Genomic DNA, 13,377 nt, shown 5'->3' with positions numbered 1-13,377 from the left:
GGTCTTCGGCACCGCGTATTTCCTGATTGCGTTGACCTGGCTGGTCGAACCGTTCCTCGTCGATGCCGCGCGCCACGGCTGGATGGCGCCCTTCGCCCTGGTCCTGATGGCCACCGGCATGGCACTGTTCTGGGCCGCGGCGTTCGGGCTGGCCCATGCGCTTGCGCGCGGCGTGCCGGCATCGGAGGCGGCGCTGCTGGCACCGGCGCTCGTGCTCGCCGAACTGGCGCGCGCGCGGGCCTTCACCGGGTTTCCCTGGGCCAGCCCCGGCCACATGCTGGTGGACGCCCAGGCCGGCCAGGCGGCGGCGTGGGGTGGTGCCGGTCTGCTGATGCTGGTCATCGGCGGTCTGGCGGCGCTGGCGGCGCTGCCGTGGCGTTGGCCCGTGCGCCTGCCCGGCGCGCTGCGCGGCGCGGTGCTGCTGGCAGGCGTGGCGCTTTGCCTTGTGCCGGTGGCATCGCCGCAACCGCCCGGCCCCGCCCGCCCGGTGTTGCGGCTGGTACAGCCCAATGCGCCGCAGCACCTCAAGTGGCAGCCGGATTACGCAGCGGGCTTCTACCGCCGGCAACTGCGCTTCACCGCCGCCGACCCCGCGCCCGGCGCGCGCCGCCCCGACCTGGTGATCTGGCCCGAAACAGCCTTGCCGGTGCGGCTCAACGATGCCGAGGAGGTACTGGCGCGCGTCGCGGCGGCGGCGGGCGACGCCCCGGTGGTGCTGGGCCTGCTGCGCGATGCCGGGCCGCGGGTTTACAACTCGGCCGTGCTGGTGGCCCCGGGCGGCACCGTGGCCGATGTCTATGACAAGCACCACCTGGTGCCCTTCGGCGAATACGTGCCCTTCGGCGATCTGCTGGCACGGTGGGGTATCCATGGCCTGGCCGCCAATGCCGGGCAGGGATTTTCCGCCGGTCCGGGCGCACGGCTGATGGACCTGGGCGCCGGGCTGGGCCGGGCGCTGCCACTGATCTGCTACGAGGCGGTGTTTCCCCGCGATGTGCGTGCCGCGCCTGCGCGCCCCGATTTCCTTATGCAAATCACCAACGATGCCTGGTTCGGGCGGTTCTCGGGTCCCTGGCAGCACCTGGCGCAAGCGCGTCTGCGCGCGATCGAACAAGGGCTGGCGATGGTGCGCGTGGCTAATACCGGCATCTCGGCGATGATTGACACGCGCGGCCGGATTACCGCGCAGATCCCGCTGGGGCAGGCTGGCTGGCACGACGCGCCGCTGCCCGCGCCCCGGGCGGCGACCGTCTATGCCCGGCTGGGCGACGTGCCGGTGGCACTGCTGGCGCTGCTCTGGCTTGGCCTCGGGGCGGCATGGGGCGCACGCGGGCGGGCAAATAACAGTTGACCCCGCGCAAGGCCGGGCGTAGCAACCCGGCTTACACTGTCACAACGGCTTCCTGGCGTGGCAGGCAGATCATAACGGAGCACTTTCATGACACGCGAGAAATACCTGTTCACCTCCGAGTCCGTCTCGGAAGGGCACCCCGACAAGCTGTGCGACCGCATCTCGGACGCGGTTCTGGATACCTTCCTTGCCGAGGAACCCAATGCCCGCGTCGCTTGCGAAACCTTCGCCACCAGCGGCATGGTGGTGATCGGCGGCGAGGTCGGGTTGTCCGACCAGGAGCGCCTCAAGGACTACATGGGCCGGATCCCGCAGATCGCGCGCGATTGCATCAAGGATATCGGTTACGAGCAGGAAAAGTTTCACTGGAACACCTGCCACGTTCTCAACTTCCTGCACGAACAATCGGCGCATATCGCCCAAGGGGTGGATCGCGACGGCGCCGGCGACCAGGGCATCATGTTCGGCTATGCAACGAACGAGACAGACGCCCTGATGCCGGCCCCGGTCCAGTTTTCGCACGCTATCCTGCTGCGGCTGGCCGAGGCGCGCAAATCCGGTGCCGAGCCCGCCCTGCGCCCGGATGCCAAAAGCCAGCTCACCCTGCGCTACGAGAACGGCAAGCCGGTGGAGGTGACACAGATCGTCCTGTCGACGCAGCACAGCGACGAATCCCAGACCAGCGACGATATCCGCGCCATCGTCGAGCCCTACATCCGCGAGGTGCTGCCCGCCGAGTGGCTGAGCGCGAACACCGAATGGTGGGTGAACCCGACCGGCACCTTCGTCATCGGCGGCCCCGACGGCGACGCCGGGCTTACGGGGCGCAAGATCATCGTCGACACCTACGGCGGCGCGGCCCCGCATGGCGGCGGCGCGTTTTCGGGCAAGGATCCCAGCAAGGTCGACCGCTCCGCCGCCTACGCCGCGCGCTACCTGGCCAAGAACGTGGTCGCCGCCGGGCTGGCCGAACGCTGCACGATCCAGCTCAGCTATGCCATCGGCGTAGCGCAGCCGCTGTCGATCTATGCCGACACCCACGGCACCGGCGCGCTGCCGCCCGAAAAGATCGAAGCAGCGATTCCCAGGGTCATGGACCTGACCCCGCGCGGCATTCGCGAGCACCTGGGCCTCAACCGGCCCATCTATCAGCGTACCGCGGCCTACGGCCATTTCGGGCGCGCGCCCGACCCCGATGGCGGCTTCAGTTGGGAACGCACCGACCTCGCCGCCGCGCTGCAAAAGGAACTCTGAGACCGGCCGCGCGCCTTTTCCTCTCTCGAACAATGTCCTCGGGTGTGGGGGGCAGACAGCCCCCCACCGCCGGCCCGGCCGGGCGCTACTTCTGGCCCAGGTGGCGGCGCGCGAAGGCGTCGTACCAGTCCAGGCAGGCGGGGTTGGCCATGGCGTCCGGGGTGACGACCTTGTGCATCGGCTGGCCCAAAAGGCGTTTCTTGATCGGCACTTCCATCTTCTTGCCGGTCAGGGTGTAGGGCACGTCGGGGGCCGCCACGATCCTGTCGGGCACGTGGCGCGGCGAGACATTGCGTTTCAGCCCGGCGATGACGCGGTCCTTCAACGCCTCGTCCAGCTCGCCGCCCTCGGCCAGCCGCACGAACAGGATCATGCACGACGGCTGGCCAAGGTATTCCAGGTCCACCACCAGGCTGTCGGCCACTTCCGGCTGGTCCTCGACCACGCGGTATATCTCGGCGGTGCCCATGCGGATGCCGTGCCGGTTGATGGTGGCATCCGAGCGCCCGTAGATGATCGCGCCGCCCTCGGGCGTGATTTTTACCCAGTCGCCATGGCGCCAGACACCGGGATAGGTGCTGAAATAGCTCTCGTGCAGGCGTGAGCCATCGTTGTCGCCCCAAAGGTAAAGCGGCATCGACGGCATCGGCATGGTGCAGACCAGCTCGCCCACGTCATCGATTACCGGGTTGCCGGCCTCGTCATATGCCTCGACGCGCGCGCCAAGTGCGCGGCACTGCATCTCGCCCACCCGAACCGGCAGCATCGGGTTGCCGGCCAGGAAGGCGCCGGCGAAATCCGTCCCGCCGGCTATCGACGCCAACCAGATGTCGGGGCGCACGGTTTCATAGACCCATTCGTATGCTTCGGGCGGCAACGGCGAGCCGGTCGAACCCAGCATGCGCAGATGGCTCAGCTCGGCGATCTCGCGCGGGACGATCCCGGCCTTCATGCAGCCGGTGAACCACGCCGCCCCGGCGCCGAAGGCGGTCAGCCCGGCCGTGTCGATGAACCGCCACAGCCGGCCCATGTCGGGGGCGTTGGGGCTGCCTTCGGCCAGCGCGATTGTGGCCCCTACCAGCAGCCCGCCGACCTGCAGGTTCCACATGATCCAGCCGGTCGAGGTGAACCACGAGAACACATCATCGGGGCCGAGGTCGGAATGCAGGCCAAGCAGTTTCAGGTGCTCCAGCACCACGCCGCCATGGCCATGCACGATGGGCTTGGGGCTGCCGGTGGTGCCCGAGGAATAGACCACCCACAGCGGGTGGTCGAAGGCCACCATCTCGGGCGTGAAATCAGCCTGCCGCGCGACCAGCACCGCCCAGTCGTGCCGCGTGATCCGTGACGGGGGCACGATTTGTCCGCCGTCATCGAGGCTGACCCAATGCTCAAGGCTGTCCAGCCCGTCGAGCAACGCCTGTACCTCGGTGCCGCGATCGTGCCAGTTGCCGCCGAATTGGTAGCCCGTCGCGGTGAAGATCACCTTGGGGTCGATCTGGCGGAACCGGTCGAGCACCGTCGCCGCGCCCATGTCGGGGGCACACAGCGACCACACCGCCCCGACGCTGGCCACGGCCAGAAAGGCCACCACCGTCTGCGGATTGTTGGGCAGGTAACCCACCACCCTGTCGCCGGGGCGGATGCCCATCTCGCGCAGCGCATCCGCAAGCCCGGCCACCTGCGCCTGCATCTGCTGCCATTCCAGGGTCGCGATGCGCCCGTCCTCGGCCTGGTGCACGATCGCGGCGCGGTCGGGGCGGACATGGCGCATGACCTGCGCGGCGTAGTTCACCTGCGCACCGGGAAACCACTCGGCCCCGGGCATCTTGCGTTCGACCAGCACCGCAGAATGCGGGGTGGGCGAGCGCACGTCGAACCAGTCCCACAGCGCCTGCCAGAATGCCTCGGGCTCTTCCACCGACCGCGTCCACATCTGCGCGTAGTCGTCGAATTCCAGGTCGCGCTCGTTTTCGAGCCACGCCATGAAGGCGGCCATGCGGCTGTTATCGCTCAGCGATGCGGGTGGCGTCCAGTCTGCGCTCATCTCTTTCCCCCCTCGTGATTCCTCTGCGTATCAGGGGGCAGAGCGAGACAGAGGTCAAGCACCGGCATGGCTCCGGGGGCCTGCCCTGTGCGTTTGCACTGCCTCGCGCGCGGGGGGGGCCGGCGTTACATCGCGGCCAGCAGGGCCTCGCCGCCCGAAACCTCGCACTGGCCGGGGTTTTCCTCGGCCTGCAGGATGGCAACCTTGCCGTCCTCGGCCAGCATCGCATAGCGCTTCGAGCGGCCCATCAGCCCCGCCGGCGGCGCATCGAAATCCATGCCGATGGCGCGGGTGAAATCGCTGCCGGCGTCGCTGAGCATGGTTATGCCGGCATCGGTGGCGCCGGTCGCCCCTCCCCAGGCCCGCATCACGAAGGGGTCGTTGACAGAAATGCAGACAATTTCGTCGACGCCCTTGTCGGCAAACTGCTCGCGGGTGCGGATGAAACTGGGCACATGCGCCGAATGGCAGGTCGGTGTAAAGGCGCCCGGCACCGCGAAGATCGCTACCTTGCGGCCCTTGAGAAGGTCGGCCAGCACCACCTGTTCGGGGCCGTCATCGCCCATGCGTACCAGTGTGGCATCGGGCAGCCTGTCGCCTGCGGAAATGGTCATGTTGTTTTTTGTCCTCTCGAATTGCGTTGCGTGACCAGCGGGATATAGGCTGTTGGATGCAGGTGGCAAACGGAACAGCGAAAAGCGGGGAACCCATGGATGATGTCGTCGTCGTCGGGGCCGGGCAAGCCGGTGCGGCACTGGTGGCGCGGCTGCGCGACAAGGGGTTCGAGGGGCGTATCACCCTGATCGGGGCCGAGCCGCTACCGCCCTACCAGCGCCCGCCCTTGTCAAAGGCCTACCTGCTGGGCGAGATGGGGGTCGAGCGGCTGTTACTCAGGCCCGAAAGCTATTATGCCGTTGCCGCGATCGAGTTGCGCACCGATACCGCCGTGACGGCAATCGACCCGGATGCGCGGCGCGTGACGCTGACGCGCGGCGACGCCCTGCCCTATGGTCATCTGGTGCTGGCCACCGGGGCGGTGCCGCGACGCCTGCCGGCGGCCATCGGCGGCGACATGGCCGGCGTGCACATGGTGCGCACGCTGGCCGATGTCGATGCGCTGGCGCCCGAATGCCGGCCGGCCGCGCGACTGCTGATCGTCGGCGGCGGTTATATCGGGCTGGAGGCGGCGGCAGTGGCCGCCAAGCTGGGCCTGAAAGTAACACTGATCGAGGCGGCCGAGCGTATCCTCGGTCGCGTCGCGTCGCCCGAAACGGCAAATTTCTTCCGCGATCTGCACCGCGCGCACGGCGTGGACATCCGTGAGGGCGTGGCGCTTGAGCGGCTGACCGGCGACGCCGGGCGCGTCACCGGCGCGCGGCTGGCCGATGGCAGCGACCTGGCGGCCGACCTTGTCATCGTCGGCATCGGCATCGCCCCGGATACCGCGCTGGCCGAAGCGGCGGGTCTGGCCACCGACAACGGCATCGCGGTTGATGCCCAGGGCCGCACCAGCACACCCGGCATCTGGGCCGTGGGCGATTGCGCGTCGTTCCCGCACCAAGGCGGGCGGCTGCGGCTTGAATCGGTGCCCAATGCCATCGACATGGCCGAATGCGTGGCCGACAATATCATGGGCGCCGATGCGCCTTACGTGCCCAAACCGTGGTTCTGGTCGGACCAGTACGACGTCAAGCTGCAGATCGCGGGGCTGAATACCGGCTACGCGCACGTCGTCACCCGCCCCGGCACGCGGCCGGGCAGCGTGTCGTTCTGGTATTTCGACGGCAATGACCGCCTGTTGGCGGTGGACGCCGCGAACGAGCCGCGCGCCTACATGATCGGCAAGCGCCTGATCGAGGCAGGCCGCTCGCCCACGCCGCAGCAGGTGGCCGACCCCGGCACCGACCTCAAGGCGCTGTCGGCGCCATGAGGATCATTGCCGGCCAGTGGCGGGGCCGGGCGCTGGCCGGGTTGGGCAAGGGCGACAAGGGCGCCCACCTGCGCCCGACCACCGACCGCACCCGCGAAAGCCTGTTCAGCATGCTGGCGGGCGGGCGGTTCGGCGACCCGCTGAGCGGCGCGCGGGTGCTGGACCTGTTCGCGGGCACAGGCGCGCTGGGGCTTGAGGCGCTATCGCGCGGTGCTGCGAGTGCGGTGTTCGTGGATGACGGGCGCGCGGCGACGCGGCTCCTGCGCGACAACATCGCGCTGTGCGAGGCGCAAGATGACTGTCGGGTGATCCGGCGCGACGCGCGGCGCTTGCCCGCGGCGGCCGATGCGGCGCCGGGTTTCGCGCCCTGCAACCTGGTGTTCCTCGACCCGCCCTATGGAAAGGGGCTGGGGGAAAGGGCCCTCGCCGCCGCGCTGGCGGGTGGCTGGGTGGCGCCGGGTGCGCTGATCGTGTGGGAGGAAGGCGCCGCCGTCACACCCCCCGCCGACATTGAGGTTCTGGAGGCGCGCCGCTATGGCGATACGATGATCACGCTGTTGCGCGCCGGGGGAGATGGCGCGCGCTCAGCCCCGGGTCGGGTGGAACTTCCCGGCCGGTGACAGGGTGAATATCTCGAACCCGTCGGCGGTAACGCCGATAGAGTGTTCGAACTGCGCCGAGAGCAACTTGTCGCGCGTCACGGCCGTCCATTCATCGGCCAGCACCACGGTGTCGGGGCGGCCAAGGTTCACCATCGGCTCGATGGTAAAGAACATGCCCTCCTCAAGCATCGGGCCGGTGCCGGCGCGACCGTAGTGCAGCACGTTGGGCGGTGCATGGAACACGCGGCCCAGGCCGTGGCCGCAGAAATCGCGCACCACCGACATCCTGTGCGCCTCGACATAGGCCTGGATGGCGTGGCCGATATCGCCGAAGGTGTTGCCGGGCTTGACCGCCTCGATGCCCTTGAACAGGGCGTCGTGGGTGACCTGGATCAGGCGTTCGGCCTTGCGGCTGGGCGTGCCGGCCACGTACATCCGGCTGGTATCGCCGAACCAGCCATCGACGATCACGGTGACGTCGATGTTGAGGATGTCACCCTCGACAAGCAGCGCGTCCTTGCGCCGTTTCTCGGGGTCTTTCGAGATCGTCTCGCCGCCGCTCTTGGGGATCGCGGCGCCGGGAATGCCGTGGCAGACGACATGGTTGACGCTGATGCAACTGGCGTGCTGGTAACCGCGATAGCCGATGGTGGCGGACTTCGCGCCCGCCTCGTCGATCATTTCCCCGATCAGACGGTCGATCTCGCCGGTGGATTGGCCGGGATAAATATGCTCGGCGATCCTGTCGAGAATCGTCGCGGCGAGGTGACCGGCGCGATGCATGCCGGCAAAATCGGCCGGGTCGTGGATGCGAATACCGTCGCGGGTCATGCGCCCCTTGTGCTGCTCGTTCACTTGCCGCCTCCGTGCGAAAACCGTCACGGCCATCTAAGCCCAAATCCGCCGGCGCACAACCGCGGCTCAGCCCGCGTGCGGCAGGGCCGGGCCCAGGGCGACCCCCTCGGCCGAGATATGCGTGCCGAAACAAAGCGTCTCGACGCCGGCAGCGGTGGCCCGCGCGTGCGCCTCGGCATAGGCCGGGTCGATATCGGCCGCCACCGCGACGCGGTCGCAATCGGTGCGCTGAACGAGGTAAAGCAGTACCGCCCGATGTCCGGCCCGCGCCATGGCGGACAGCTCGGCCAGGTGTTTGGCGCCGCGCCTTGTGACACTGTCGGGAAACTCGGCCAGGCCGGGCGTGCGCGACAGCGTCACGCTCTTGACCTCGACATATGCATCGCGCCGGTTCGCCCCCGTCAGAAAGAAATCCACGCGGCTGCCCCGGGTGCCATATTTCACCTCCGCACGCACGCTGTCGTAGCCATCCAGCCCCGGTACCGCGCCAGCCTCCAGCGCGGCGCGCAACACCCGGTTGGGCAGGCCGGTATCCACCCCGGTGAAATGGCCGTTGCCGTGATCGACCAGCCGCCAGCCGAAGCGCAGCTTGCGGCGGGCATCGTCGTTGGGTTCCAGCCACATGCGCGTACCGGGGGCTGCCAGCCCCAGCATCGAGCCCGGATTGGCGCAATGCGCCGTCACCTCGCGCCCGTCCTCAAGCCGGCAATCGGCCAGAAACCGTTTGTAGCGGCGGATCAGCACGGCCGGCACAAGAGGGGTTTGAAAGCGCATGACGCGCGGCCTATACCCGGTCAACACCGGGATCAAGGAGAGCGCCATGACCAACCCCACCGCCGCGATGCTCGTGATCGGCGACGAGATCCTGTCCGGGCGCACGCGCGATTCCAATATGCACCACCTCGCCGGCGAGCTGACCAAGGCCGGCATCGACCTGCGCGAGGTGCGTGTCGTCAGCGACGACGCAGCGGCGATCGAGGCCGCGGTCATCGCCCTGTCGCGCGACCATGACACGCTGTTTACCAGCGGTGGCATCGGCCCGACCCACGACGACATCACCGCCGATTGCATTGCCCGCGCCTTTGGCCGCGATATCGGCGTGCGCGAGGATGCGCGCGCCATCCTCGCCGCCCATTACCAGCGCAGCGGGCAGGAGCTGAACGAGGCGCGCCTTCGCATGGCCCGCATCCCCGAGGGCGCCACACTGATCGACAACCCGGTCAGCGCCGCGCCGGGTTTCACGCTGGAAAACGTGCACGTCATGGCCGGGGTGCCAATGGTGTTCCAGGCCATGGTGGCCAGCGTCCTGCCAACGCTGACCGGCGGCGCGCCGCTGATGTCGCAAAGCCTGCGGGTCATGCGCGGCGAGGGCGAGATCGCCGGCCCGTTGCGCGCCCTGGCCGAAGATTTCCCCGACCTCTCGATCGGCTCCTACCCGTTCCAGTCGGACGGCGTTTTCGGTGCCCAGATCGTTGTTCGCGGGTCTGATGGCGTGCGCGTCGAGGCGGCGATGAAACGCCTGTGCGAGACGTTCGACCAATGATGCCCGATATCGCCCACCTGCTGAAGACCTGCGACGCCACCTGGCCGGCCGCGTCCACGCGCCGGCTGGGGCCGTGGCTGATCCGCGAGGGTCAGGGCGGCGGGCAGCGCGTGTCGGCCACGACCGCCCTTGCGGCGCCCGCCGAACGCGATATCGCGTCGGCCGAGGACGCGATGCAGGCCCTTGGCCAGCCGCGCCTGTTCCGCATCCATGCGGGCGACGACGCGCTCGACGCGGCGTTGGCCGCGCGCGGCTACGCGGTGGTCGATCCGGTCACGCTGTGGGTTGCGCCGGCCAGCCGGCTGGCGACCGAACGCGCGCCGCGCGTCACAGTCTTTACCGTGTGGGAGCCGCTTGCGATCCAGATCGATATCTGGGCCGCGGCCGGAATCGGCCCCGGGCGCATCGCGGTGATGCACCGCGCGCCGCAGCCCAAGACCACGCTGATGGGGCGCATCAACGACCATCCCGGCGGCACCGCCTTCGTTGCCGCGCATGACGGGGTGGCGATGATCCACGCGCTGGAGGTGCTGGCGCACCAGCGCCGGCACGGCATGGCGCGCTGGTTCCTGCGCGAGGCGGCGTTCTGGGCCCGCGACAACGCGGCGACGCATGTCGCGGCGATATGCACCCGGGCCAACGCCGGCGCCAACGCGCTCTACGCTTCCCTCAGCATGGAGCCTGTGGGACAGTACCACTACCGCAAACACCGCGAGGATATGACATGAGCGACCAAGACCTGCCCACCGCCCTCAACCTGCCGCCGGTCGACCCGCTGCCCGAGGCGACGCAAAAGTATTTCGACGTCTGCGAGCAAAAGCTGGGCCTGGTGCCCAACGTGCTGCGCGCCTATGCCTTCGACGTCGACAAGCTGAACGCCTTTTCGGCCTTCTACAACGACCTCATGCTGGCCGACAGCGGGCTGAGCAAGCTGGAACGCGAGATGATCGCGGTGGTGGTCTCGTCGATCAACCGGTGCTTTTACTGCATGACAGCGCACGGACAGGCGGTGCGCGCGCTGTCAGGCGACCCCATTCTGGGCGAGATGCTGGTGATGAATTACCGCGTCGCCGACCTGGATGCGCGGCAGCGCGCGATGCTGGATTTCGCGGCGCTCATGACGACCGATAGCCAGACCATCGAGGAACATCACCGCCAGGCCCTGCGCGAGGTGGGCTTCAGCGACCGCGACATCTGGGATATCGCCAACGTGGCCGGGTTCTACAACATGACCAACCGGGTCGCCTCGGCCACCGACATGCGCCCCAACGACGAGTATCACGCCCAAAACAGATGACCCGCCTTGCCGCCATATGCGCCGGCGCCGTTCTGCTGACGATCTGTGTCGCGCAGTCCGCGCCGGCGCAGGTCTTGCGGCTGCCCGACCACGCGCAGGAGATCGCCAGCACATCGACCGCGCTGGACAGCTACGCGCTGCCGCTCGGCCCCTATGCCGATGGGGAAATCCCCGTGCGCGTGGTCGAGGGGCGCGTGACGCGCAAGTCGTGGCGCATCCCCGCGCAAGGCATCACCACGTTGCAGGTGCTGGCGCCGCTGCGCGCGCAGCTTGTCGCGGCGGGCTACGAGGTGCTGTTCGAATGCGCCGCGCGCGCCTGCGGCGGGTTCGACTTCCGCTTCGGGACCGAGGTTCTCCCGGCGCCCGACATGTACGTGAACCTCGTCGATTTCCGTTTTCTCAGTGCACAGAAGGACAATCGCAGCCATGTCGGCCTGCTGGTCAGCCGCACCGAGGCGGCAGGGTTCGTGCAACTGATCCATGTTGCCCCGGCGGGCGCGGCGCCGCCCGCTGCCGTTGCCGCGGCGCCCCCCGACACCGCGTCGGCGACCGCGCCGGACGATGCGCCGCCACTGGTCCGCAGGTTGCTGGGAAACGGTCACGCGGTTTTGTCGGACCTGGTTTTCAATACCGGTTCGTCGGCCCTGGGCGAGGGCGATTTCGCCTCGCTGGCGGCACTGGCCGGGTTTCTGAACGCCAACCCCACCCGCCGCGTGGTGCTGGTGGGGCACACCGACACGGTGGGGGCGCTGGAGCGCAACATCGCGTTGTCGCGCGCCCGCGCGGCATCGGTCCTTGAGCGGATGGTCACGCTCCACGGCATCGACCGGGCAAAACTGGGCGCCGAGGGCGCGGGTTACCTGGCGCCGCGAGCCAGCAACGACACCGAGGCCGGGCGCGAGGCCAACCGCCGCGTCGAGGCGGTGCTTCTTCCCGCCCCCTGATTCGCGGCGCGCACGACTATCTGGCATCACCGGTTTGCCCGCTCTGGTACTATCGAACCTGCGGGTTGCGGGTGTGATATGCTGACCAGAGAGCGACACCTCAACCACGGAGCGACGCAATGATGGACGGGACGTTTCAGGACAATGACATCGACAAGGTCGTGGCGGCGGACCGCGCCCATGTCTGGCACCACCTGAGCCAGCACAAACCCTACGAATCGACCGACCCGCGCGTCATCGTCGAAGGCAAGGGCATGCGCGTGTGGGACCAGCACGGCAAGGAACACCTCGATGCCGTCTCGGGTGGCGTCTGGACGGTCAACGTGGGCTACGGGCGCGAGGAAATCGCCAACGCGGTGCGCGACCAGCTGATCAAGCTAAACTATTTTGCGGGCTCGGCCGGGTCGATCCCCGGTGCGATGTTCTCGGAAAAGCTGTTATCGAAGATGCCGGGGCTTTCCCGCGTTTATTACTGCAACTCCGGGTCCGAGGCGAACGAGAAGGCGTTCAAGATGGTGCGCCAGATCGCGCACAAGCGTCACGGCGGGCGCAAGCACAAGATTCTGTATCGCGAGCGTGACTACCACGGCACCACCATCGGCTGCCTGTCGGCCGGTGGCCAGGACGAGCGCAACGCGCAATATGGCCCATTCGCACCGGGCTTCGTCTCGGTTCCGCACTGCCTTGAATACCGCGCACAGTGGGATCTGGCGGGTGAGGACTACGGCCGCGCCGCCGCCGACGCCATCGAAGAGGTGATCCTGGCAGAGGGCCCCGACACCGTCGGCGCGCTGTGCCTGGAGCCGGTCACCGCGGGCGGCGGTGTCATCCCGCCGCCGCCGGGATACTGGCCGCGCGTGCAGGAGATCTGCCGCAAGTACGACATCCTGCTGCATATCGACGAGGTCGTGTGCGGTGTCGGGCGCACCGGCACCTGGTTCGGCTATCAGCAATACGGGGTCGAGCCCGATTTCGTCACCATGGCCAAGGGTGTGGCCAGCGGCTATGCCGCCATCGCCTGCTGCGTGACGACCGAAGCGGTATTCGACATGTTCAAGGAGGATGCCGACGACCCGCTGGATTACTTCCGCGATATCTCGACCTTCGGGGGCTGCACCGCAGGGCCGGCCGCGGCGCTGGAGAACATGGCCATCATCGAGCGCGAATCGTTGCTGGAGAACTGCACCGCCATGGGGGACTACATGCTCGATCGGCTGGGCGGCCTGATGGACCGGCACAAGGTCGTCGGCGACGTGCGCGGCAAGGGGCTGTTCCTGGGCGCCGAGCTGGTGACCGACCGGGGCAGCAAGGATCCCGTGCCCGAGGCACAAGTCAAGGCGGTGGTGGCCGATTGCATGGCTCAAGGCGTTATCATCGGGGCCACGAACCGCTCGTTGCCGGGGTTCAACAACACGCTGACATTCTCGCCGGCACTGATCGCGACGCGCCACGATATCGACCGGATCGTCGACGCGGTGGATGGCGCCCTGGGCCGGGTGTTCGACTGACGCGCGGCCCCTCCCGCTTGCCCGGAAGCTGTGCTAGGGGCACGGG

Annotated in this window: 13 protein-coding genes and 1 riboswitch; of the genes, 9 read left to right on the top strand and 4 right to left on the bottom strand. The window is 68.3% G+C overall.

The annotated features are described in order from the left end of the window. Both lnt and metK read left to right on the top strand, forming a co-directional pair. Positions 1-1,351 (top strand): apolipoprotein N-acyltransferase (gene lnt, locus Q0L89_RS00890; RefSeq protein WP_296761763.1); only part of this gene is annotated, 1,351 nt, incomplete at its 5' end. 33 nt (positions 1,352-1,384) lie between these two features. After that, a riboswitch (SAM-SAH riboswitch) is annotated at positions 1,385-1,433 on the top strand. A gap of 5 nt (positions 1,434-1,438) precedes the next feature. Continuing rightward, entirely contained in the window at positions 1,439-2,605 is a 1,167-nt protein-coding gene (gene metK / locus Q0L89_RS00885; RefSeq protein WP_296761761.1) for a methionine adenosyltransferase, read from the top strand. Positions 2,606-2,690: 85 nt separating this feature from the next. Here metK and Q0L89_RS00880 read toward each other — a convergent pair whose 3' ends face one another. Together Q0L89_RS00880 and Q0L89_RS00875 are read right to left on the bottom strand one after the other, a co-directional pair. Further along, positions 2,691-4,652 carry an acetoacetate--CoA ligase gene (locus Q0L89_RS00880; protein ID WP_296761760.1) on the bottom strand — a complete coding sequence of 654 codons (1,962 nt, stop codon included), beginning with the start codon at positions 4,650-4,652 and terminating at the stop codon, positions 2,691-2,693. A gap of 125 nt (positions 4,653-4,777) precedes the next feature. Further along, positions 4,778-5,266 carry a peroxiredoxin gene (locus Q0L89_RS00875; RefSeq protein WP_296761758.1) on the bottom strand — a complete coding sequence of 163 codons (489 nt, stop codon included), beginning with the start codon at positions 5,264-5,266 and terminating at the stop codon, positions 4,778-4,780. Positions 5,267-5,361: 95 nt separating this feature from the next. On the opposite strand from Q0L89_RS00875, the gene Q0L89_RS00870 reads away from it, so the two are divergent. Together Q0L89_RS00870 and rsmD are read left to right on the top strand one after the other, a co-directional pair. After that, on the top strand, positions 5,362-6,582 hold the full coding sequence (locus tag Q0L89_RS00870; protein ID WP_296761757.1) for an FAD-dependent oxidoreductase: 1,221 nt from the start codon (positions 5,362-5,364) through the stop codon (positions 6,580-6,582). Continuing rightward, positions 6,579-7,202 (top strand): 16S rRNA (guanine(966)-N(2))-methyltransferase RsmD, encoded by a 624-nt coding sequence (rsmD, locus tag Q0L89_RS00865; protein WP_296761756.1) that lies wholly within the window; start codon positions 6,579-6,581, stop codon positions 7,200-7,202. Before Q0L89_RS00870 ends, rsmD begins: the two co-directional genes overlap by 4 nt. Here rsmD and map read toward each other — a convergent pair. Then, positions 7,167-8,072 (bottom strand): type I methionyl aminopeptidase, encoded by a 906-nt coding sequence (map, locus tag Q0L89_RS00860; protein WP_296761755.1) that lies wholly within the window; start codon positions 8,070-8,072, stop codon positions 7,167-7,169. The genes rsmD and map overlap by 36 nt on opposite strands. 33 nt (positions 8,073-8,105) lie before the next feature. Further along, the gene (gene sfsA, locus Q0L89_RS00855; protein ID WP_296761754.1) at positions 8,106-8,813 is read right to left on the bottom strand and encodes a DNA/RNA nuclease SfsA; all 708 of its coding nucleotides are present in this window, start codon (positions 8,811-8,813) and stop codon (positions 8,106-8,108) included. 46 nt (positions 8,814-8,859) lie between these two features. Here sfsA and Q0L89_RS00850 point away from each other — a divergent pair, with 46 nt between their 5' ends. The 5 genes from Q0L89_RS00850 to Q0L89_RS00830 all read left to right on the top strand — a co-directional run bounded on the left by Q0L89_RS00850 (position 8,860) and on the right by Q0L89_RS00830 (position 13,331). Continuing rightward, entirely contained in the window at positions 8,860-9,582 is a 723-nt protein-coding gene (locus Q0L89_RS00850; RefSeq protein ID WP_296761753.1) for a molybdopterin-binding protein, read from the top strand. Then, a complete protein-coding gene (locus Q0L89_RS00845) occupies positions 9,579-10,310 on the top strand; it encodes a GNAT family N-acetyltransferase (RefSeq protein ID WP_296761751.1) in 732 nt (243 codons plus the stop codon). The genes Q0L89_RS00850 and Q0L89_RS00845 overlap by 4 nt, the downstream gene beginning before the upstream one ends. Further along, entirely contained in the window at positions 10,307-10,879 is a 573-nt protein-coding gene (locus Q0L89_RS00840; RefSeq protein WP_296761750.1) for a peroxidase-related enzyme, read from the top strand. Before Q0L89_RS00845 ends, Q0L89_RS00840 begins: the two co-directional genes overlap by 4 nt. After that, positions 10,876-11,823, top strand: a complete 948-nt coding sequence (locus tag Q0L89_RS00835; RefSeq protein ID WP_296761749.1) for an OmpA family protein — start codon at positions 10,876-10,878, stop codon at positions 11,821-11,823. The genes Q0L89_RS00840 and Q0L89_RS00835 overlap by 4 nt, the downstream gene beginning before the upstream one ends. A gap of 122 nt (positions 11,824-11,945) precedes the next feature. Next, positions 11,946-13,331 carry an aminotransferase class III-fold pyridoxal phosphate-dependent enzyme gene (locus tag Q0L89_RS00830; protein WP_296761764.1) on the top strand — a complete coding sequence of 462 codons (1,386 nt, stop codon included), beginning with the start codon at positions 11,946-11,948 and terminating at the stop codon, positions 13,329-13,331. Positions 13,332-13,377 lie beyond the last annotated feature (46 nt).

Origin of the sequence: Sediminimonas sp. (genome assembly GCF_024637375.1) — a bacterium.
GTDB lineage: Bacteria > Pseudomonadota > Alphaproteobacteria > Rhodobacterales > Rhodobacteraceae > Sediminimonas.
Note: the sequence above shows the minus strand (reverse complement) of the source record. Positions and strands in the feature narration are given on the sequence as shown.